20 protein-coding genes and 1 pseudogene are annotated in these 21894 nt (G+C 36.6%); 1 reads left to right on the top strand and 20 read right to left on the bottom strand.

The window, feature by feature from the left end; all coding sequences use genetic code 11:
• The 6 genes from V7D18_RS13950 to V7D18_RS13925 form a co-directional block, all read right to left on the bottom strand.
• Positions 1-921, bottom strand: a complete 921-nt coding sequence (locus V7D18_RS13950; protein ID WP_426154879.1) for an ABC transporter ATP-binding protein — start codon at positions 919-921, stop codon at positions 1-3.
• A gap of 243 nt (positions 922-1164) precedes the next feature.
• Positions 1165-2919, bottom strand: a complete 1755-nt coding sequence (locus V7D18_RS13945) for a glycoside hydrolase family 13 protein (protein WP_426154878.1) — start codon at positions 2917-2919, stop codon at positions 1165-1167.
• Complete coding sequence (locus tag V7D18_RS13940) at positions 2919-3761, bottom strand: sugar ABC transporter permease (protein ID WP_426154877.1); 843 nt, start codon at positions 3759-3761, stop codon at positions 2919-2921. The genes V7D18_RS13945 and V7D18_RS13940 overlap by 1 nt, the downstream gene beginning before the upstream one ends.
• Positions 3758-4648, bottom strand: a complete 891-nt coding sequence (locus tag V7D18_RS13935; RefSeq protein WP_426154876.1) for a carbohydrate ABC transporter permease — start codon at positions 4646-4648, stop codon at positions 3758-3760. Before V7D18_RS13935 ends, V7D18_RS13940 begins: the two co-directional genes overlap by 4 nt.
• A 101-nt stretch (positions 4649-4749) precedes the next feature.
• Entirely contained in the window at positions 4750-5979 is a 1230-nt protein-coding gene (locus V7D18_RS13930) for an extracellular solute-binding protein (protein ID WP_426154927.1), read from the bottom strand.
• 55 nt (positions 5980-6034) lie between these two features.
• Entirely contained in the window at positions 6035-8020 is a 1986-nt protein-coding gene (locus V7D18_RS13925) for an alpha-amylase family glycosyl hydrolase (protein WP_426154875.1), read from the bottom strand.
• A 172-nt stretch (positions 8021-8192) separates the two neighbouring features.
• Here V7D18_RS13925 and V7D18_RS13920 point away from each other — a divergent pair, with 172 nt between their 5' ends.
• Positions 8193-9221, top strand: a complete 1029-nt coding sequence (locus V7D18_RS13920; protein WP_426154874.1) for a LacI family DNA-binding transcriptional regulator — start codon at positions 8193-8195, stop codon at positions 9219-9221.
• 158 nt (positions 9222-9379) lie between these two features.
• Here the strand turns inward: V7D18_RS13920 and V7D18_RS13915 are convergent, their stop codons facing one another.
• From V7D18_RS13915 to rlmD, 14 genes and pseudogenes are all read right to left on the bottom strand, one after another.
• Complete coding sequence (locus tag V7D18_RS13915; RefSeq protein ID WP_426154873.1) at positions 9380-9808, bottom strand: DUF3795 domain-containing protein; 429 nt, start codon at positions 9806-9808, stop codon at positions 9380-9382.
• 57 nt (positions 9809-9865) lie between these two features.
• Positions 9866-10603: an RNA polymerase sigma factor gene (locus V7D18_RS13910; protein ID WP_426154925.1), complete on the bottom strand. Its 738-nt coding sequence runs from the start codon at positions 10601-10603 to the stop codon at positions 9866-9868.
• A 105-nt stretch (positions 10604-10708) separates the two neighbouring features.
• Positions 10709-11130: pseudogene (locus V7D18_RS13905) on the bottom strand (hypothetical protein).
• 83 nt (positions 11131-11213) lie between these two features.
• Complete coding sequence (locus V7D18_RS13900) at positions 11214-12518, bottom strand: LysM peptidoglycan-binding domain-containing protein (RefSeq protein WP_426154872.1); 1305 nt, start codon at positions 12516-12518, stop codon at positions 11214-11216.
• Between the two features lie 185 nt (positions 12519-12703).
• Complete coding sequence (locus tag V7D18_RS13895; RefSeq protein ID WP_426154871.1) at positions 12704-13156, bottom strand: DUF3788 family protein; 453 nt, start codon at positions 13154-13156, stop codon at positions 12704-12706.
• 80 nt (positions 13157-13236) lie between these two features.
• Positions 13237-13665 carry a VOC family protein gene (locus V7D18_RS13890; RefSeq protein ID WP_426154870.1) on the bottom strand — a complete coding sequence of 143 codons (429 nt, stop codon included), beginning with the start codon at positions 13663-13665 and terminating at the stop codon, positions 13237-13239.
• A 16-nt stretch (positions 13666-13681) separates the two neighbouring features.
• A complete protein-coding gene (locus V7D18_RS13885) occupies positions 13682-14404 on the bottom strand; it encodes a DUF5131 family protein (RefSeq protein WP_426154869.1) in 723 nt (240 codons plus the stop codon).
• A gap of 143 nt (positions 14405-14547) precedes the next feature.
• Positions 14548-15045, bottom strand: coding sequence for an HXXEE domain-containing protein (locus V7D18_RS13880; protein ID WP_426154868.1), 498 nt, complete (start codon positions 15043-15045; stop codon positions 14548-14550).
• A gap of 530 nt (positions 15046-15575) precedes the next feature.
• On the bottom strand, positions 15576-16427 hold the full coding sequence (locus V7D18_RS13875; protein WP_426154867.1) for a serine hydrolase domain-containing protein: 852 nt from the start codon (positions 16425-16427) through the stop codon (positions 15576-15578).
• A 457-nt stretch (positions 16428-16884) separates the two neighbouring features.
• The gene (locus V7D18_RS13870) at positions 16885-17592 is read right to left on the bottom strand and encodes a hypothetical protein (protein ID WP_426154866.1); all 708 of its coding nucleotides are present in this window, start codon (positions 17590-17592) and stop codon (positions 16885-16887) included.
• A gap of 8 nt (positions 17593-17600) precedes the next feature.
• A complete protein-coding gene (locus V7D18_RS13865) occupies positions 17601-18011 on the bottom strand; it encodes a hypothetical protein (protein WP_426154865.1) in 411 nt (136 codons plus the stop codon).
• Between the two features lie 104 nt (positions 18012-18115).
• The gene (locus tag V7D18_RS13860; RefSeq protein WP_426154864.1) at positions 18116-18442 is read right to left on the bottom strand and encodes a hypothetical protein; all 327 of its coding nucleotides are present in this window, start codon (positions 18440-18442) and stop codon (positions 18116-18118) included.
• A 454-nt stretch (positions 18443-18896) separates the two neighbouring features.
• Positions 18897-19706 (bottom strand): Ig-like domain-containing protein, encoded by an 810-nt coding sequence (locus tag V7D18_RS13855; protein WP_426154863.1) that lies wholly within the window; start codon positions 19704-19706, stop codon positions 18897-18899.
• A gap of 780 nt (positions 19707-20486) precedes the next feature.
• Positions 20487-21845 carry a 23S rRNA (uracil(1939)-C(5))-methyltransferase RlmD gene (gene rlmD, locus V7D18_RS13850; RefSeq protein ID WP_426154862.1) on the bottom strand — a complete coding sequence of 453 codons (1359 nt, stop codon included), beginning with the start codon at positions 21843-21845 and terminating at the stop codon, positions 20487-20489.
• Positions 21846-21894 lie beyond the last annotated feature (49 nt).

Raw genomic sequence — 21894 nt, 5'->3', positions numbered from 1 at the left:
TTACCCCTCCTCCCTGATCTTTTTTCCTGTTATCTCTAAAAATACATCATTAAACGTTCCTTTTTTTATTTCAATATTGGTAATGTGGTCCTTATGAATGCTTAATACTTCCAGCAGGCGGTCCAGATATTCTGCCTCCACCTTGTAATAACCATCCTTTTTCGAATAATTTAACTGATGATCTGCAAGCAGGTGCTCAAACGCTTCTTCATCTTTTGTATTGATATAAGCTTTATCCTTCGTATACCTTTTCTTCAACGCGTAAGGCGTATCATGTGCTACTATGACACCGCCATCCATGATTGCTATTTTATTGCAGATCTCGGCTTCTTCCATGTAATGGGTGGTCAGAAAGATCGTAATGTTTCTTTCTTTTTGAAGCTTCATAATATATTCCCAGATATGCGCCCTCGTCTGGGGATCCAGACCTGTTGTGGGTTCATCAAGAAACAAAACCTTGGGATAATGCACCAGACCTCTGGCAATTTCAACACGACGTTTCATTCCTCCCGACAAAGCTGAAACCATTTTCTTTCTTTCATCTGTCAAATCCACCAGATTCAGAACAAACCTGATACGTTCTTCTACTTCTTTATTTGGAATGTTATAAAATACACAATGCATTTTTAAATTTTCTTCGATGGTCATTTTCGCATCAAGAGTGGAATCCTGGAATACAACTCCGATTGCAGACCGTACTTCACTTTTTTGCCGGCTGACATCTTTTCCATCGATCAATAACGTACCGGAAGTTTTTTCAAAAATAGTACATAATGTATTAATCGTTGTGCTTTTTCCAGCACCATTGGGTCCCAGAAATGCAAATACACTGCCCTCTTCCACATCAAAAGATATATCGTTAACTGCGACAAAGTGACCGTATCTTTTTGTGAAGTTTTTAACCTGAATGATTGGATTCATAGTTTTATCTCCCCTATCGCCGATTATTGGATTGCTGTTACCTTATAATCCACGAAAAGCCTTTGTTTTATGCGGTACCCAGTGTTTCTGAAACGTTTTTTAAGCTGTGCTTCTTATGAAACGCAGCAAGAATACTCCTATATTATCATAATAAAATATCATTTACAACACAGAAAGCGTACAATAAAAGCGGTACTCTGCCATAGATATTCCTATAAATGGCAAAAAACCGCTTTATGATAATTATAAATATATTTTGTATCCCATAGCTTCAAGAAGCCCTTCATTTCCTGAGGAAGCAAGAATTATCTTTCTCTCTTCCCTCTTCCATTCCTGACTGGTCTCCGCAATATTCAGACTTACAATTAATCTTCCCTTTCTTCCTTCCCGCGCAAAAGTTAACACCTGTTCCGTTGTATCTTTCCATAATACTTCATAGGACGCACTTTCCTCTATATATTCCTTCCTTATCGCTATCATATTTTGTACAAATTCACAGAGCTGTGGATTTTCACCCCAAATCATGGGATTCCTGTATTCATTTTCCTTAATTCCGCATATTGCCTGCTCATCCCCGTAAAATAAGCTGGGGACTCCCGGGAACAGCATGAGCAAAATACAAGCCAGCTTCCATTTTCTTTGATCCCCCCTGCAAAGTGATAAAAATCTGGGCACATCATGACTATCCAGAAGATTCATCTGTCCGTTTACAAGGTTGGTGGGGTATCGCAGCCTCATTTGTTCCAGCTGTTTTGCAGCAGTTAAAGCTTTTTTATGATCACCGATTATATGATCTCGGCAAATTCTTCTAAATTCATAATTCATGGTTGAATCAAAAATATCTCCCCGAAGCCAGCTTTCTGCATTCTCCCACACTTCACCGATGAGTATTGCTTCTTTATTTTCTCTTTTTACTGTCTCTCTGAATTTCCTCCAAAAATTCCGGTCAATTTCATTTGCCACATCCAAGCGCCAGCCATCTATTTTGTACTCCCGAATCCAATAAGCACCTACATTTGCAAAATATTCCTGGACCTCTTCATTGGAAGTATTTAGTTTTGGCATCTTGGGTTCATAAGCAAAGCAGGCATAATCCGGTTTTTCGGTTTTTGACTGCGGCCTGCAAACAGGTAATTTTAATTCATAAAACCAGTTTATATACTTTGAGTCTTCTCCCTTTTCCATTACATCTTCAAACGCAAAAAACTCCCAGCTGCAATGATTAAACACTCCATCTATAATAATCTTCATCTCTCGTTTGTGAATTTCATCTACTAGGTGTTTAAATTCCTCATTAGTCCCAAAACACGGATCGATGTGATAATAATCAATCGTATCATACTTGTGGTATTCTCCTGCTGCAAATATGGGATTCAGGTAAATACAGTTAAAGCCAAGTGCCTGGATATAATCCAGATTTTCAAAGATCCCTTTCAGCGTTCCACCTAATCTTGATTTGCATACCTTCCCATTATCTAAAACTAATTCCTTAGGCTGTTGTGGTGAAATATATCTCCCGCAGGCAAAGCTATCAGGAAATACATTATACACTACTGCTTTTTTAAACCACGCCGGAACATCTGGTATCTCATTTTTTAATATGTAGGGGTATTGGTAATACTCACTTCTTCCTTCCATAATCTCCCCTTCAAAATAAAAATCAGCAAGCTCCTTTGTAAAGCGCTCTGAGTAATAATATGTCCATTCTCCTTCATTTTGCAGTTTAAAATAGTAACAGACACGGGGAAACGGCGTCTCAAATGTTGCTTCAAAATAGTCAAAATATTCATCCTTAGCTTTTATTTCCATCATAATTTCTCTAAAAACAACAGGTGTGGAAGTATAAGCCCGATCACCATAGTATAAGGTACAGGCAGTAACGTTGTCCTTTTGTGTACGTATTCTTATTGTCAATCTATTTTCAGAATCAGCAAATGCATAATTCGATAACGGAATATGCAGGACTGCCTCACGAATTATTTTTATATTGTTTTTCATTATCCTTTTACGCCTCCTGTTACCAGTCCTGAAACCATATATTTTTGTATGGCAAAGAACAGGATCAAAATAGGTACCGATACTAAAATTGCGGCTGCTGAAAACAAAGACCAGCTTCTGCTGTAATCATTGGCCTGAAGCTGATAAAGCCCACCTGCAAGATTGTAGTTTTCCTCTTTCATTAAAAATGTAGTTGCAAAAAGATACTCATTCCAGACAAAGATCAATACCATGACCGCAGTAACGATGATAGAGGGTCTGGCAAGGGGTAATATAATTTTACAGATGATCTGTCCCGAACTTCCACCATCGATTCTTGCAGATTCTTCAATTTCGATTGGAATGGTATCAAAATAACCTTTCATATTCCAAATGCTGAATATACACATGCTTCCAGCATAAATCAGGATTAATCCGATGTAATTATTCAGAAGGTTCATATTTTTAAATAATCGAAAGATAGCAAACATGGATAAAATCTGGGGAAAGGCATTTAGAATTAATAATAGCTTTAGCATTTCATTTCTTCCCCGAAACCGAAAACGGGAAAATGCATAGGACGCTGTCACCGAAGTTCCCATCGCAAGTACCATTGTTCCCAGACTAAGAACTACAGAATTCTTAAACCATATCAGAAATGGCTCCTCCCGGAGGATGGCTGTGTAATTTTTCAGAGTGGGATTCTTTGGGAATAAAAATCCGCTTCCAAATGCAGAGCTTTCACTGCTTATGGAAAGCAGAAATGCATATAAAATTGGAATCAGGGTTATAAAACACAGCAGTATAAAAAATATATTTAAGATGCTTAAACGGGCAATGCGTTTTGCTGCTTTTTTCTTCATGCTCTTTCCTCCCTAATACCTCGATTGACAAATAAAGAAAATAAAATAATGAATCCAAATATCACGATGGAGACAGCAGATGAAAGCCCATAATTATTTGATACAAACGCATTTTGGTGCGCATATGTAATAACGGTTTGAAGCGTTGCTCCTGTAAGCGAACCTTTTTGCATCGTCAATAAATAGATAATATCAAACTGCTTAAAAGTGGTAAACGTTGTCATAATGATGGAAGGTGCTAAAACAGGCTTAACAGATGGAATTGTGATATATAAATTTTGTGCCCACCAACCGCCTCCATCTAATTTTGCGCTTTCATAACAGCTAATATCTACACTCTGCAATGCCCCATCCATCACCATGATGAGAAATGGCAGCGCCATCCACAAATTTAATACCATGCATGAAATAAAAGCGGGAATATTTTCAGATAAAAAATCCATGTTAGATAACCCTATTGCTGAACGTATTTTATTTAACAAGCCGTACTGTGGATTATAAATGCCTACTCTCCATAATAAAATTGATATATAAGCCGGCATTGCCCAGGGAAACATCAGAAATGTCTTGTATAGCCTAGCCAGCTTTAGTCCCTCTGCATTCAATCCCAATGCAATGAAAAATGCAAGTAAAATCTGAATTACCATATTTAAAATGGTCCAGATGATTGTAGTCAGCAATGCAGAAATAAAACCAGAATCCAGTTTCGTTAATGCACGTCTATAATTATCAAATGCTATAAATTCATAGTCCGTCCAGTGATACAGATTCATATTCGTAAATGAAATATATATGGTATAAATAATCGGAAAGACTACAATTAACCCGATTAATAAAATTGAGGGGAGACTATATCCCCATGGAAGAAACTTGTTTTTCTTGTTCATAAATTGCCTGCTCCTATATCACCTTTCTGTGACAAAACATCCTATGCCTTTTTTGTATGACCGGCTGACTGCTTAAAATAGTCAGCCGGTCATACAAGGCCTTATTGCATATCTGCGATTGCAGTCTCTGCCTTTTTCTGATATTCATCAGCGGCAGTGTTTAAATCTTTGCCTGATTTATTGACCGCTGCAAGAAGTGATTCTGCTGGTCCCCACATAACGCTCATTTGGGGAATATTGGGCATTGGCTGAGCAATATCAGCAGTCCGCCTCATGGCAGCTATCATTTCGTCATTTGCAACAGATGCATGATCATAAGATTTTTGATTTGCCGGCGCACATCCTGAATTTTCTGCCAGTTCAATTCCAAGCTGGGGATCTGCTATTTCTTTCAGCACCTTTTCCACTGCCTCCTTTTTGGATACAGCTGCATGCTTCATAACACCAATTCCCTGCACGCCTGAATATGGCACCAGTGCATTACCGTTTGGAAGGGTGAAATCACATAGAGATTTTATTCCATAATTGATCTTAGCTTCTTTCACTCCTGATATCAGCCATGGTCCTCCAATAATTGCCGCAGCTTTTCCATCTTTAAAAAGGGCATTTACCGTATTATAATCCCCGTCTGCTTCTAGTTGCGCAAACTTTTTATTATATTCAATTGCCTCTTTTGTCTTTTCGTCGCTCAATCCTGGCATGGCCTGCTCATTTATAATAAATCCCCCAAATCCATTAATAAAGGGAGCTACATTATAAGCAGTTGAATGTTGGTTTACTAAAGCATAAGTTCCTGCTGCGGTATCTGTATGGCTTTTCATATAGGAATAAAGTTCTTCTGTGGCAGAAGGCACCTCTCCCTCCCACAAATCTTTATTATAAATAAAAAGCAGTGTTTCAAAATAAACAGGCATAAGGTATTGGGTATCCTTATAACTTCCTGCTTTCAGTGTCATGGGAAGCATATCGGCGTAAACGGTTTTGTCAATTACATCCGTGATTGGTACCAAAGCTCCCATTTCAACAAACATTCCGAGAGAGTCATGGGCATACATATACAGATCCGGTCCATTTACCTCATCACTTCCATACAGTTTAATCTGATCTGTCAAGCCGCTCTTCTGCTCAAACTTAACAGTGATCCCATCATCACTTAAAGCTTCATTCAAACGATTTTCCATCAACTGTATGATTGCCTTATCTCCATCATGCCAAATACGGATTGTGTTTAATGATTCCTTATTTTCCTGCTTTGCTGCACCGCTGTCCGTGTTCTTACTACATCCTGTAAAAATTATGGCGGCCACTGCAATACACAAAACCAGTGCCATCTTCTTCACTTCTCATATCCTCCATTCAAAATTTTGGTACTATTTCACGAATCTTTTACCAGTCAATGCTTACTTTTCCGGAACCTGTTAATGGCACCGTATAGCTGTGGTTTTCCCCGCTTTGCCATATAACATTTCCAGCCGCATTCTTCTTAACCGCCTTAAATTCAATTTTCTGGCCTGCCGGAAGATAAACGGTTAAATCCCACTCAGGATAGTTTGGGCAGACTGCTGGCCCTGCCGCTTTGCCTGGATCCCAGTTTCCAAGTTCCACGCAGTTTCCTGAAATATAAACGTTCTGCCCCCAATCCGTAGACGCATTGCGGATATGAATGGCCACTGGAATTGTCTCACCAGCGTTTTCATCTGCCACGTATATTTTAGAAGTGTCTCCGGTAAGTGTTATTGTGACTTTCCTATCTGACGATACTGTTATTTTATCATTGGGATTCATTACATTGACTAACGTAGTTCCTGGCTTAATGGTGCTTTCGGCACGTATGGACATTGTTTCGGTATCTGTTCCTTTGGAATTATGAAACGCACAAATTAATTCCTGCCCCACATTGTTTCCGCTGTCCATTCTTCTTGAAAAAGCATAGGTATGCATTGACGTCCACATCTCACGCTGTGTACCATAGCTCAAAGCTTCATATTTTCCACGAAGATCATTCAGAGTCCGGATAAGCTTATATGTATTCGTTGATGTATTAAAATAATCTTTTAAAACATTGCCGTTATGATCCTTAGTCACCATGGACCAACGATTCCACGTATCTGCAATCCCGTTGATTCCCTGACCATTGGCATTTCCTCTGTTTTGCTCCGTCCCCTGAAATACTACCGGAATCCCCCTTGCTGTAAATATAAAAGTTAATGCATTATGGAGTTTATCAACATCACCCCCTGCTTCAGTGAGAAAACGATTACGATCGTGATTGTCGATAAATGTGACCATATCATTCAGATGAGTGCCATAAAGATGATCCTGAGCCAAAATAGATTGAAGTGATAGTTCCGATGTGTTGTTAAAATTCTTTCCATATGCAAAATCATTTACAATTGCCTGGAACAACGGAAAATCAAGCATACCTGTCTCAGCGTTATTTCCCACCCAGTCCTTTATAAAGTCCACATCCATATCAAAGTTTTCGCCAAAGGTTGCAACACCTAAATATTCCTGCAATTCATGAATATCAGAAGGTTTCATACATTTTGCCGCATCCACTCTGGCAGCGTCTGCCCCTGTAAAGGTAAACCAGTTTTTTATTGAGTCGAACATTGCACGCCTGGCATCCTGATTATCAAAATCAATGTCATCCAGACCACCCAGATCATGATCTTCCAACATCTGTGTGCTTGCTGACGTATGAGGATGCTCTATATCAAAATTGATATCTCCTTTATTGTGATACCATGAGACATTATTAAACGGCGCCGCCGGCTGCAATTGTGTGCCCTCTTTTAATCCTGTGCCATTGGTATAATGAGCATTGCTTCCTGTTCCCTGAAGGTAATCTCCTACGTGATTGGGAACAACATCAAAAATAACCTTAATTCCATTATCATGGCAAACCTCTACCAGTTCCTTTAGCTTATCCTTGCTGGCCTGTGGATCTTTAGAACCAAAATAGCGGTTGGCGCGATTGGGATCAAATACATTATACCCATGATAGGCAGATGGCCACTGCTTGCCATTGGCATCCGGTATTCCCCATAGCTGTGGATCGGAAACAGGTGAAATCCAGATAGCGGTATATCCCATATCCTTAATGTATGAAATTTTATCTATGATCCCCTGCCAGTCACCGCCATGCATGTAACGAAAATCTTCTTCTGAGTTTTCTGCAAAGCGGAAAGCTTCACCTGCTGCATTATTCGTCTTATCCCCGTCATAAAAACGATCAACCATAATCTGATAAACGGACTCTCCCCGAAGGCTTTCGGCTGCATTTACCTTTGTTGGAGGTAACAGCGGCATTATCATAATGAAACAAAGTACAAAGCCTGCAATACGTTTTAACATCTTTTTCACTACCATTTCCCCTTCCTTCTTCACTGTTACGTTGTTTACTATTTTCATAAAACACCGGTATTTATAAGTAAATTATAACAATTCTATTCTGAATAACAAAGTTTTTTCGTACATATTGCTTGATTTTTCTAGGTAAACGTTATACTATTCTAATACGAGTGAAAGAAAGGGGAGTCCTATGGCTGTAACGATAAAAGATGTTGCCAGAGAAGCCGGCGTTTCCACGGCTACTGTTTCTAAAATATTAAACAACAAGCCTTATATTTCGGAAAGTACAACCAAGCGGGTAACGGAAGTAATGAAACGTCTCAATTATCATCCAAATGCGCAGGCAAGTAATTTTAAATGTAAACGTACTGGAAACATTATCTTTCTTGCCGTTACGGAATTATATACTGCATTCCATAATCCTCATATGTTTGAAATTCTATGCGGAGCGCAGAATATAATTCGAAATAAAAACTATAATTTGTCTTTCATGGGAGTTTCTGATAAACAGGAGGCTTATGATCTGGCAATTAAAACGGTTGGCTGTAACACTGCTGATGGCATGCTGGTTCATGGCTCTGCAACCTCAAGGTCATTGGTTGATTTTTTAGTAAAAAACAATTTTCCACACATTATAATCGGCAGACCCCCATTTGCCAGTCCTTCTTCCTGGATTGATACCAACAATCGTGTATCCGGCCAAATGGCGATGGAATATCTGGAGAAATGCGGCTATTCTCAAATCGCATTTATAGGGGGCCCAAAAAGCGATGAGATTTCAAGACACCGTCTTCAGGGTTTTGTATCATATATGAATATTAACGGTCTCACCATACAAGATGATTTTATAAAATATGGTACATATACAAAAGAAAGCGGATATTTAATGATGGAAGAGTTGCTAAGTCAACCTACTCTCCCCGATGCAGTTATCTGTGAAAATAATCAGATTGCAATGGGAGCCGTTCGGGCGATAGAAAAACATCACTTATCAATACCAGGGGATATTGGACTCATTACTTTTGACGATTATCCCCTGTCCCAGCTCATTGATCCTCCTCTTACTGTTGTTGACATTGATGTACATGAAATGGGAAGACAGGCGGCTTCTATATTATTGCAGAAGATTAAAAATCCATCCCTCCAAGTCCAGTCATTTGTAACTCTTCCTAATCTGATTATCCGCTCATCAACGAAAAATCTAAACCAGGTGCCATGATTCCTCTTTCGCTGTAAAATAACCAATATAATACTTTGGGATAAGTTTTTTGCAGAAAATGCAAGATATGAGCAGCAAACGCCGCTGTTATTTTTGAATGGAAATTTCTATGGCGGGGTAATTATTTACACCGCCATAGATGTTACTATTGCTTTTACCTATTTGCTTCCACCTTTTCCGATTCTCATTTTTTGGTTAAAGTACGTATGACGAATGTCATCTGCTATTTCCAACCATCCATTAACACCTAATTTTTTCATCATACAGAGATTATAAAGCTTAAAATTTTGTGGGTGAGTGGAAGCTCTATCCGCAATAGGCATAAGATTTTCACACGGAAAATTATCACATTCAAAGCAGTATTTAACTTCTTTTTCTTTTACACATTCTAATGTTTGACATTTTTCACCTTGCAGATCAAGCACCAGACACTGATTTCCATCCACACAGCCTTTACAACTTATATGCTCCTTTGATACTTTAAACAGTTCTGACATTCGCATCTGAAATTCCTCTGTCAAATTTTTCTCATACATCTCACAGTTAAAACAATCAATTCCACACGGTGCAATAATTTTTTTATCCATATTCTTTCCTCCTGGTTTTTATCTTACAATAACTTAGACTCTGAAAAGAATAATTGGTTACAAAATTATTTCCCTTAATTTATTTAAAAAAGTTTCTTTAGGGATTTTTCTTCCCACCTTATACATTGTATAGATATCTAAAGTCCCTCGGACAAACAGCTTATATTCATCAAATAATTCCGGATCTCTATAATCAGTATACCCCTTTGGAATTGGCAGATTGCGATCTTTCATAAATTTAATCCATAAATAACATTTACAGGGCTTTGAAGGATCTATCAAACTACATCGCTCATAATGGAGCTCCTGGATATTCTTTCTTGCCCTGTACAGCGTTATTTTGGCACTATTCTCCGTTATCTGTACTACCTCCGCTATTTCAGAAAGCTTCAGATCCAAAAAGGTTCTAAGTGCAAATACCGCCCTCTGCTGTCTGGGTAAACAACGCATAAATGCCGTCAGACATTTTTCTCTCATCTCATCTACAATTAATTTATCATCAATTTGTTCATTGGACGACTCTAATGAAGAAAAAAATTCCGCCTCGCTCAAACCCAGTTCTTGTGTAATAGACACAACCGGAAGCTTTTTTAACCTTTTATAATTATTGTTTCCTTCATTAATCAAAATCCGATACAGCCAGGTAGAGAGTTTCGCATCTCCCTTATACTGCTGCAAATGCATAATTGCCTTAAGAAATGCACTCTGTAAGATATCCTCAGCATCATGATGATTTCCGGTCATTCTAAAGGCAGTACAATACAATTTGTCGTACTCTTCCTCGTATAATTTCAACAGTTCATTTTGAATTTGTTGTGTCTCCAATAATAATCACCTACTTTACCCAACAGAGCTTTTCCTGAATTCTCGATTGCATTATGCTCATAATCATCCATAACTTTATATAATTTTTGAATGACTGTGAATATAAAACTCCTCCTGACTTGGTTGGAACTTTTTTTCCATATTTTCAAAATTTGAATCAAACTGCTCCATCGCTTTTTCATCTATCTGATAGACTTCGCTTTCGATATAGCACCATTTTCTTTTGTCCAGACACCCCTCCGTTAACTCTTTTACCAGCATAGCCGCCGGATAGAAGTCCTCTTTTATACAAATATCAAATTTTTTACAGCTTTTAAACCCACGGGAAACATAATTATCAGGATTTCCAAAAATCACAATGACATCGTACGATTTCTCATAACATGTACCAAATAATGTTCACTGCAGCCCGGAACATTTAAATTCCAAAAGGCCTTTCTAGTTAAATTCTCTACTTCCCACTGATCCTCTGCCTGCTCATTTCTTATGGTATAGATCTCTTTATTGTTCAATTTATCTCCCTTCGAATTTTATCATGAACTCTGGACTTTTATATACCGCTTTATAAATCGAAAGTGCTTTATTGGTTCACTTCAGACAATAGTTTTTTTATTTTACAGTTTGAATTAATAATAAGCCAAAGCTGTGGATAATAACTCATAATATTCCACAATCCCGTACCACTTAACCCATTTTCTAAAACTAAATTGACGATTGCATAAATAGTTCTGGCATCAACAAACCATACTATATGTTGAATTATTCTTCCACTTGCTTCAATTGCATATTCATAATATGGTGTTTTTGAAACTTCATCAAAAAGAATGGTTGATTTCATTGATCTTGCCAAATCAATTACAGCATCTAATGTGATCGCATTTGCTTCAGAAAAGCCTTCAATATATGGAAGTGTCCAATCATATCCCAATAGAGGAAATCCAACATTAATTTTTTTAGGATCCATCATTTGTTTTGTATAATTTACATATAATGAAATATTTTCTATTGAACTGATCGGCATAGGAGGTCCATATTGAGTCCCCCAGTAAAATCTCATTAAATATGTTTCATCAATTAATTCATTGTATTTTGAATAATTTACTTTCTCAAATAGTAACTGATTTTCTTCTATCAAAAAATTGGGATCTATTGTAATAAAAACAGGATATCCTTCTTTGTTAAGACGAGAAGTTATTCGTTCCAGGTAATTTAAATAAAGTTCTTGGTTAGTCTCATTTAAAAATGTAAACGTAATATTTACCCCATAATACCCTTTTTCCTTCAAAATTTTAAGCATACTTTCCGCATGATTATCCTGATAATCCGGGTTTAAAAGTATTTCATAAATCATTTCAGGATTCCGTTCACCTCGAAATGTTACACTTGTAACAAGCATTAAGGGCATCACACCAAATTGCTTTACAGTTTCAATCAAATCAGAATCATCATAGAATGATTCAATCTCTCCTTTTCTTAATGTTTTATAATTTAATATTGAAAGGTAGGTTAAGTAAGGTAATGACTTTTTTAAAATATTCTTATCAATAAAAGGAAATGCATAGGCATTTGTTGTAATAGTTTCTTTTGTATCATAACTAATTATAAGTTCTTCACCAGGAAAAATATATTCTCTTTCCCAAAGGTATGGATTATTTCGATATAATTGCATCATTGATATTCCATGATCCAATGCAATTTCAGATAAGTTATCTCCTTCTTTTACAATATATGTCTCTTGCGGATAGGTGATTACGATAGTTTGCCCTATTACCAAGTCAGTTGGATTTGATATACCGTTTTCGAGTATTAACCTTGTTTCTGATACTCCAAATTCATTTGCAATTGATGTAATTGTGTCACCAACTTGCACTACATAGATGATCATAAATATACCAATGCCTATAGTTTTTATTATTATATGTAAAAAGCTTTAAAACATTACTGTATAGTACAGTAACTAATAACTTTACTAGTGCACCATAGCGCTCACATGGTTTGGCGTGTTCTGCATAATCCCATGCCATTTTATGTTCCTCCACAAATTCTTATTTTGCTAATTCTACATAAAACTTATTTTATTGTTTTCCTAAAATCAATAAGCGTATAAATATCATCAAATACCTTATCTGAATGTACATCAAAAACTAATGAAAAAAACTTCAATTTCCCCATCTGCTTTGAATTTCCTATCACTTCTTTCACTTCATCGTCAAGTGAAAGTTTCAGCGCATCTGCACGGGCTTTCTCCGGGATATAGATACTTACTTTGAAAAATCCGTCCCAGATAGAAAGCCAAAATGCAGTCATCTCTTTTTGCGTTCCTCGAATGGTTGTCCACTTATGCAATGCTTTTCCAAGCCAAGCCTTACCATCCTTGTAATAACGCCAATCCACCTCTATATCATGACTTTTAAGTATCTCAATAAACTTAATATAGGTACTGTTTGTTGTACCAAGCGCCTCTGCAATAACCTCACTTGTCGGTTCTATATTTGGTTCCCGTAATAATTGCTGCTCGTTCATAATTTATCACCCTCAAATTCTGTATTACTAAACATCTATTTTCAGGAATATCGTAAATATCTTACCAGTTTCGTAACTCGCTATAACAATGCAAAATGGGCACTGCTAAAAATTGATTTCATCTGGCATAGGCAAAATGGGTGTCCGGCAGGGTCAAACATAACTTTCCAATCATCAGAAAATTGCTTATCTGCGATTGCCGCTCCACAATGGATTGCATATTGAACTGCCTCTTCCAAATTATTAACAGCAAAGTCCATATGTGCCATTTGCTGTTGCGCTTCCGGCTTTTCTGGCCATACCGGTGGTTTATACTCAAGATTCCGTTGAAACGTTATGCCAGGATACACCCCCTGATTCGTTCCCGGAGCACCTACACAAGCATATTCTTCATTATGAAATGGTATTTCCCACTTGAGTAACTCCGCATAGAATTTAGCTAATTCATAAGGGTTTATGCAATCCACCGTAAACGAGTACATTTTAATTTTCAATTCATTGTCTGTCACAGTAATACCTCCTGGTCTAAAATAGTTTTTTATCATTTAAAATGTTGATTCCCAATTCTTTTGCAAGGCTACTCTGTTTAAATGGATTGACCTTTTGAACAACTCCATTTTGTCTGAAAAACGTTCCAGTACTTTTGAACCAAAAAGTGATTCCAGCTTTCACACATTGCTCACGGATATCCAAAATCCAATCATAGTTGCACTCACGGGCTTCTCTTCCTGTTTCACCATTTACAGTCACATGGTCGATTCTATCAATATAAGGCGAGAGATCAATTGGTTCTAAAATCGGCCCACAAGCTACGAAACGCCGTTTGATCGGGTAAGATATAAACAGCGGCAGGCGGTAGTCCGCTATCTCCTGATTTTCAATAGTACAGCCTATGTTCACATTTGCATACCCTTCACCCCAATCAGAAGGCAGCGACACCATAAAGCGGTCAATGCGCTTTGTTAAAATCAAAAAATCAAGGTCGGAACGCTCCTTTATCATAGCCCAGGCATCTACACGCCACTCATCGGCTTCTGGAATAAAAAAGTCGGTGGCAAAACAAGTCGCCACAATTTTTCCGCTTGCAATTCTAGGTGCTCCTTTCGCCGTTTTAGCAATAGGTTTATCAAATTCATCTGTTTTCGTAACGTTATTTTGACCAAAGCGTTTTGAATATGGTCCATAAAAATAACAATAGGTACATCCATCACTAATCTTATAACAACCTGTCCACGGTTCCCAATTCATAATTTTCCACCTCATGTATTATGTTTAATACGCTCTCCCATATTAATCTTTAAATATAAAAATCCATACATTTATTTCTTCTATCAATAGATGACATTTCTACCTCTCTTAAACAATCAATTTTAATCTTATCATTCTCTAGTTTATATAAAAATTCTTTTAAATTTACGTGAAAATAAAACCGATAATACAACAGGAACGAAAGCATATATAATCCCCATTATTACAGACATAACAATAACTAATATATTAGGTGTCTGACTTTTGCAAAGACTTAATAAACCTAATAAAAATACAATCAAATATAGTAATCCTGTAAATAACCCCGGAGATACTTTTCGATCAATGATTGTATAAACTAAATGATCCAAGCAGTTAATTAACCCCCAAACCAATATCCCTATTCCCATAAAAGCAAATTTTTCTCCCAATAATACATAACATATAAATCCAGTTAACAATAATGAATAATAGAAAAAAACATTATTAGCCATCCAATGTCCATATGTAAGCTTTTCTGGCATCCATTTATGTTCTTTCATCCAATTAGGAAAATTTCCAATAGCCTCTTCTAATAAATGAAATGGGAAATAAATAACTATAATGGATGCCACATAGTATTTTATACTTATCTCTAACATACCAATTCCTCCTCTTGTTTAACAATATACTATTAAACTTATTTCAATAATATGCCTTAGAACGATAACATCCTTAGGCTTAATCATATCATTAATAAATCTGATTATTAAACAAATACTAATAAAATAATTATATCACGATTCTTAAAACAATTCAGTAAGTTTTTCCATGTATCATTTCCCACTATTATCATTTACTTAACATTTTACTCAAAAGTATAGGACCTTTACCATTTGTATCAATATTCGTCGATTTGTTCACACAATCCGGCGAAACTCAATACTTTTTGGCAAAAGCCCTATATTTAATATTTTGGCATTACCCCATCCCCACCTGAGATTCAGTAACACCAAACAGATTTTTTTAAAAACACAGACCCATTACTTTCAAATATTCCGTTATACCTGCCCAAAATCAAGCTTTCCGGGACAGTAGACAAACCGTTTCAACGTTCCTTAAGACGTCTATCATATACAACATACTGAAAACTATTCCTGCTGAAAATATATGGGGTGAAAATTTCACCCCATCATGCATTATATTGTTCAGAGATAATCATTTCTATGATCTTTTTATTTTCTGGGTGTGGTCTGTCCATTTCTGATAATATTGTTACTACAGTATTTCTGTCTGGAATCACTCCTACTATCTGTCCTCCAAAGCCAGATGCCATATGATATTTCACATCATTAAAAGTACCAACCCACCAACCATATCCGTAAGGTAAGCATTCTGGAAAACCACCATTTGAATATTCTCTAATCGAGTCTGCATAATAGTCCTGTTCAAAAATTATAAACTCATCAATTTTGCCGCATTGTAAGTATAGTTCACCAAACCTATCCAATGTTTTTATTGGTAACTGCATATCCTCTATTCTATTTCTATTCCAATTCCACTTATCATTACCTAACTTGCATATCAAATTCTCTTGCATTATCTCAACTATACCCTTTTCGTAAATTCGTTCTAACAAATATACAATTATCTGAGGGTCTGGCTTATAAGCAAATTCTGCTCCTGGATCAGCAGAAAATTGAAGTTTGAAAACTTCGGCCATATCGGAAGGTATTCTTTCGCTTGGACCTGGCCAGCAAAGTCCTGTTGTTTTAGATAAAACATGTCCAACTGTAAGGTATCTCCATCTTGAATCACTCAACTCTGCTCCTAACCAATAATCTGTTACTTTATCATCTGTAGAAATGATTTTCCCCTGTTTAATTGCAATCCCAACCAGTGCAGACAAAAAAGCTTTGAAAATGCAGCCAACCGAAAAGAGTTCTTCTTCACTGTAATTCCCTATATACTCATATTTCAACTTATTATTTTCAAGAATATGCATTGCCTTTATATGTTTATAATTAAAAACTATATTTTTCACCTATCCCTCCGCATTTTGCTAAAATGTTCATTTTCCTTACCCCACCACGGTAACCGGAAACATATTTCACTTCAACCAACCGTAAAAGCACACCTACATTTCTCTCCCAAATCCCTAAAACCCTTTGAATTACTGGGAATTTTTCTCCAGCAACACCACCGTTTCAACGTTCCTGTAAGCAGAAATTTTATACTACATGGCAAAAGCAATCTGGTAGATTTTGGAGTGAGTTAGAAAATCATTCCACTTTATGCCATTTACCCCTATTAAAATATCAATAATGGCAAAATCTATTGCTGTGCCCTACAAACTAGGGTTTGTAAAACTCACATTACATTTTAAATGTATAATCTGTATCAACAAATTGTACTAGCGACTGCCATGCGGCCATTTCAGTATTATCCATCTCCTGGATATGTTATCCATTTGGTATCTGCAGTTTATAAATATTTTCCACCTAATTTAATAGTCTAGAGACGTAATCCGCCAATCTGTCCCAGTGCTTGTATGCTTTCACCATATTAAGTTGCTGGATGTATATATCAACCCAAGCATTTCTTTTTGCTTCTGGAAAAAAATATTTAAAAAAACCATCACCTGGACTTAATGTATCTTGGTTTACTACGATAACCGACAGCAGCGGCATATCGTACTTCTTACAGAAATCAGATACTTGACCAAGCGGATGATCCAAGTTCCGAGGAGTTATATAACTGGAAAGCTGTTTTGACAAGTCTCCGTATGTAATAAGTGGCGTTTCATTTGCGTCCATACAGATTCGCACCAATATTGCAATTATTTCAATAATTGGATAGTCCATTCCACTCATGTCAAAAGCAACGCCGATATTTTGGGAGTCACGTTCAATAGTTTGAATGAGATGATCTGCAAACCTCTCTGTAAGTCTAATTTTATCAGCGCCAAAATTGAGAGCTCCGAGGGTTTTTCCGCCGTTATATGTAATAGGAGTGTTATCGATAAATTGATTTCTTACGGTGCCCAGCTTATTGTCAAAGCTCATCCATCTTTCGCTATACGCAGGGCAGAGGTTCTTTACCTGTACTCCCCACGGCCAGCGCTCATCATCATTACCTGAGTAGAAAGACTCCGTTATTACTTCAAAGTACCCTAAAAGTTTTGTAGAACCCACAGCGTAACATATCAAAATATCTCCTACGCGAACGTAGCATCCATATCACAGACAAAGCTATTCTTATAACCATCAAAGAGCTGAGAAATAATAAATTCAATCTTACTTATTGCTGCAAAGTAGACTGCAATATCGCTATCGAATAATGAAAGAAATTCAGTTAGAAAGCAAACGTTACTTTTATTCATGGAAGCAAATCCGCTCTCAAATTGATTCTGCTTGAGTGTCTGACTTTTTAATTCTTCTTTGGATTTGCGATCAGTGTACTTTTCTTCGAAAGCAGTGTACTTCTCAAAGATCGACTTTTCGCTTTCAACTTTCCAACCAACAATAACAGCAATAAAATTATCGTAGTAATTCTTAGCGCTTACCGTATTAAGATTGATTTTTCTGCTATGCTCTGATTCGTCATAATAAAATCGGTAATGCGCCATATTTTTATCCTCCCATACGGTAAATAGTAATTCAGCTTTACATATTACAAATTCAACTTTTGACTACAAGACCAAAAACTTATTTTCGAACAATTCTAATTCTTCTACTCTGCGTTTTCGCTTAATATAAAAAGCAGGTCTTGCTTCATTTCTTCAAATTTTTCTATAATTGTAGTCAGATTATTTTCAATATTCACAACCTGGACTTCGTTAATCTTTCCATAATTATAAGCAATTAATCTTTCAGGAATAATGTGATATGACCAACTTTCAGAATAACGCCTGTCCCGTTCTTCATTATGTATTGCAAAGCCTATTGGCAAAAGACTGTTTCTCATGCCAATGCTGACTGCCATCGGAGAAATTCCTCCTGCAATTCTACATGTTATTTTTGACATACTGCGTATATCATCATCAGTATACTTTGCCATATTTCTATTTCCTCCTGTCGTAGTTAATAGCACTAATCACATTATATCATAATATTTATCTGGAAAATAATGGTTTTTGTTATTTTACAGGATTATATATACTATTTCTATATCTATTTTCCATAACATTTATTCGTAATTATACACTTACAGATAAAATAAAGGCGTGAACATAACTATTCACGCCTTAAATATCCATAATCTATTTTCGACTTAATTCGACACAAACTTCACAATTCCCTGTTGCCGTAATTCGGATGACCATCGTCCTAGGAGATAGGTGCAAAGCACCACAAGAGGGTGTAGCCTTCTTGGTCAGAACTTTAGTTCCGTAACCTTTCAATATTGGCGAGAACTTCGGCAGTTGGGAAAGGAAACTCTGCTGGACGCACTACCAGTCTTTAGACTGGTATAGAAGTACGCACTTAGTAAACTAAGGGATTTCATGTTTCATTTAATCTGTAAGGGAATACATTACCTCTAAACCATTATCTGGATGATATGTCCATGAGATTTCCACTCCATCTCCTTTTGCAGTCTGCATTCCATCTATCGATCTTGTCTGTCCCATTTTATTGATAACTGAATCCGGTAATCCCAGCGCTTCATTTACTGCAAAAATTCCAGATATTGCCACTGATTCTGAATTATTGTATGTACTATCATTAGGGTTAGTATCAATACTTAAATACGAACCATCTGAAGCAACAGAAGCCCATTCAGAATCACAACACTTATTATATATTTCAACAAGATCTGGTCCAGCTGCTTCAACAGTTATTGAGCATGTATCTGTTTTTCCATTTGCAGTTTTTACAGTTATAGTACATGTTCCTTCATTGACTCCTTCAATAGTTCCATTATTTACACTAGATATTGTATCATTAGAAGACGTCCATGTAACTTCTTTGTTTTTAGTATCATCAGGATTTATTGTAAATGTAAGATTTTCTGTTTCTCCAATTTTAATGGTAACATTTTCTTTGTTAAGAACAACCTCTTTAGCCTGCTTACCTCTAATCACAAAGAAAAGTACAGCTATAATTGCAACTGCCGCTATTACACCAATAATTATTACCTTGCTATTTACCTTCTTCACGCTTTTTTCTGGTGAAATACTTTCTCCTTTTTTATGACCGCATTTAGAACAAAATATTTGATCTGGCGCAAGTTCTGTCCCACATTGAGCACAATAATCTTTTTGTACTACATTTTCTTCCTCTTGATTTTGCTGTTCCATTTTCATGTTTTCTTCTTCATTCATAAACATCTTCCGCCCTTCTGTAAATTTAATTTATAATATCTTGAATGACTATTTTCATTTTGTTATCATTTAATAGTCCAATATTATACAACTTTTTTCCATCACTATTTTTCTTAGGGTACTGTACGATTATCGGGTTTGTACTTGAATGATTTTTTGAATCATTATGCTTTAATGTATTTACTTTTGATTTCACACAAAATAAATAGCTCCCCTATTCACTATTATTTACTGTAAAAAACACTTTCAGAAGTACATCTTTTTTATAACAAAAGGTGTCTTCAGGCATAATTATATAATAACTCAAAATGTCGAAAAATTCAATAAAATACTAAAATTGTGCCTTGAAATTCATGTTATTTTTTTTGTGTTAAACAATATGAACTTTAAACCCTTTTTTCTTAGAATTTTCACTGGCAGCTCTTTTTCGTTCTGGTGTTAGTATATAAGTGTGAAATGAAAAATTGAATAGCTTATAATAACAAGTGAAAAAGCTAAGGAGATATTCAACATAGCTAAGAATCAAAAGCACTGCACTCCAGAATTGTTATTTTTTGACATACTGCGTATTATACTTTGCCATATTTTTATTTTCTCCTGTCGTAGTTAATAGCATTAATCACATTATATCATAATATTTATCTGGAAAATAATGGTTTTTGTCATTTCACAGGATTATATATACTATATCTATTTTCCATAACATTTATTCGCAATTATACACTGACAGATAAAAATAAAGGCGTGAACATAACTATTCACGCCTTAAATATTCACAATCTATTTTCGACTTAATTCGACACAAACTTCACAATTCGCAGTAGAAGGAAACATATCCACACAGCACGCCTTAACCACCTCATATCCCCTCATCTGCAGCACTTCCAAATCTCTCACCAGACTCGTCGGCTTACAAGACACATAAACCAATCTTTCCACCCCAAAGTCAATAATCTTCCCCAGTGCCTTCGGATGAATCCCATCCCTTGGTGGATCCAAAATTATAAGATCCGGCTTATCTTCCAGCTCATCAATCACCTTCAAAACATCCCCCGCGATAAATTCGCAGTTATCCAGACCGTTTCTCTCAGCATTCTCTCTGGCTGCTTCCACCGCCTCCTCTACAATCTCCACACCCACAACTTTTTTCGCAACAGGCGCAATAATCTGGGCAATGGTTCCAGTACCGCTGTATAAGTCAAAAACTACCTTATCCTTTGTCTCTCCTACATATCCCCTTGTAGTTTCATACAACACTTCCGCTCCCAGCGAATTGGTCTGAAAGAAGGAAAACGGAGAAATCTTAAACTTCAGTCCCAGTAATTCCTCATAAAAATAATCCTGTCCGTATAAAATATCAGTCCGGTCACTTTTTACCACATCTGCCAGGCTGTCATTCAATGTATGAAGAATTCCAACAATTCTTCCATTCAGTTTCAGACTGAGCAACGCATCAGCAAATGGCTTTAAATCCATCTCCTCCTGAGTCGTAGTAACAAGATCAACCAGAATCTCTCCTGTTTTCACAGCTCTGCGCACCAGAAGATGACGCAGATAACCTGTATGCTGCATCTTTTTATAAAATCCAGTTCCCAATGCTTCAAAATATTCCTTAGCCGCCTTTAATATATCGCAGAAATCAGAATCCACAATCTTACATTCCGTTGTTGTCACTACATCGTAAAAGCTTCCCCTTTTATGCATTCCCAGAGATAGCGGACCATCCTTATATTCATCTCCAAAGGAAAACTCCATCTTATTGCGATACCCATCTTCTGCCGGGCTCGGTTTAATTCCTTCAAATACAAAATCTCCTGTCACCACACCATCTAACAGGGATTTCACCTGCTGTTCCTTGATCTTTAACTGTTCTTCGTAAGGGATGGTCTGATAGGTACAGCCCCCGCAGATTCCAAAATGCGGGCATGGATCTTCTGCATATTCCAGAGGAGAGTTCTCTAAAACTTCGAGAATCCGTCCCTCACATTTCCCCCCTCTTTTTTTGTTTATCATAACTCTCACTTTTTGTCCGGGAAGTGCGTGCTTTACAGCAATCCTTCCTTCCGGAAGCTCTATCACTCCTTTGTCAGGAAAATCAAACCGTCCGATTGTTCCTTCGTATATCTCACCCTTTTTCACTGTTGCTGACTCCTCTTATTCTGTAATATTTTATATTCAGTTATGTAAA

Source organism: Lacrimispora sp. 38-1 (assembly GCF_049890855.1).
In the GTDB taxonomy this organism is placed as follows: Bacteria; Bacillota; Clostridia; order Lachnospirales; family Lachnospiraceae; genus Lacrimispora.
The sequence above is the reverse complement of the archived record's forward strand: the minus strand, read 5'-3'. Positions and strand labels throughout refer to the sequence as shown.

What these genes read in the sequence shown, in the direction of transcription:
- V7D18_RS13950 (WP_426154879.1), bottom strand. Translation starts at nt 921, where the DNA reads ATGAATCCAATCATTCAGGTTAAAAACTTCACAAAAAGATACGGTCAC.
- V7D18_RS13945 (WP_426154878.1), bottom strand. Translation starts at nt 2,919, where the DNA reads ATGAAAAACAATATAAAAATAATTCGTGAGGCAGTCCTGCATATTCCG.
- V7D18_RS13940 (WP_426154877.1), bottom strand. Translation starts at nt 3,761, where the DNA reads ATGAAGAAAAAAGCAGCAAAACGCATTGCCCGTTTAAGCATCTTAAAT.
- V7D18_RS13935 (WP_426154876.1), bottom strand. Translation starts at nt 4,648, where the DNA reads ATGAACAAGAAAAACAAGTTTCTTCCATGGGGATATAGTCTCCCCTCA.
- V7D18_RS13930 (WP_426154927.1), bottom strand. Translation starts at nt 5,979, where the DNA reads ATGGCACTGGTTTTGTGTATTGCAGTGGCCGCCATAATTTTTACAGGA.
- V7D18_RS13925 (WP_426154875.1), bottom strand. Translation starts at nt 8,020, where the DNA reads ATGGTAGTGAAAAAGATGTTAAAACGTATTGCAGGCTTTGTACTTTGT.
- V7D18_RS13920 (WP_426154874.1), top strand. Translation starts at nt 8,193, where the DNA reads ATGGCTGTAACGATAAAAGATGTTGCCAGAGAAGCCGGCGTTTCCACG.
- V7D18_RS13915 (WP_426154873.1), bottom strand. Translation starts at nt 9,808, where the DNA reads ATGGATAAAAAAATTATTGCACCGTGTGGAATTGATTGTTTTAACTGT.
- V7D18_RS13900 (WP_426154872.1), bottom strand. Translation starts at nt 12,518, where the DNA reads ATGATCATCTATGTAGTGCAAGTTGGTGACACAATTACATCAATTGCA.
- V7D18_RS13895 (WP_426154871.1), bottom strand. Translation starts at nt 13,156, where the DNA reads ATGAACGAGCAGCAATTATTACGGGAACCAAATATAGAACCGACAAGT.
- V7D18_RS13885 (WP_426154869.1), bottom strand. Translation starts at nt 14,404, where the DNA reads ATGAATTGGGAACCGTGGACAGGTTGTTATAAGATTAGTGATGGATGT.
- V7D18_RS13880 (WP_426154868.1), bottom strand. Translation starts at nt 15,045, where the DNA reads ATGTTAGAGATAAGTATAAAATACTATGTGGCATCCATTATAGTTATT.
- V7D18_RS13865 (WP_426154865.1), bottom strand. Translation starts at nt 18,011, where the DNA reads ATGGCGCATTACCGATTTTATTATGACGAATCAGAGCATAGCAGAAAA.
- V7D18_RS13860 (WP_426154864.1), bottom strand. Translation starts at nt 18,442, where the DNA reads ATGGCAAAGTATACTGATGATGATATACGCAGTATGTCAAAAATAACA.
- V7D18_RS13855 (WP_426154863.1), bottom strand. Translation starts at nt 19,706, where the DNA reads ATGAATGAAGAAGAAAACATGAAAATGGAACAGCAAAATCAAGAGGAA.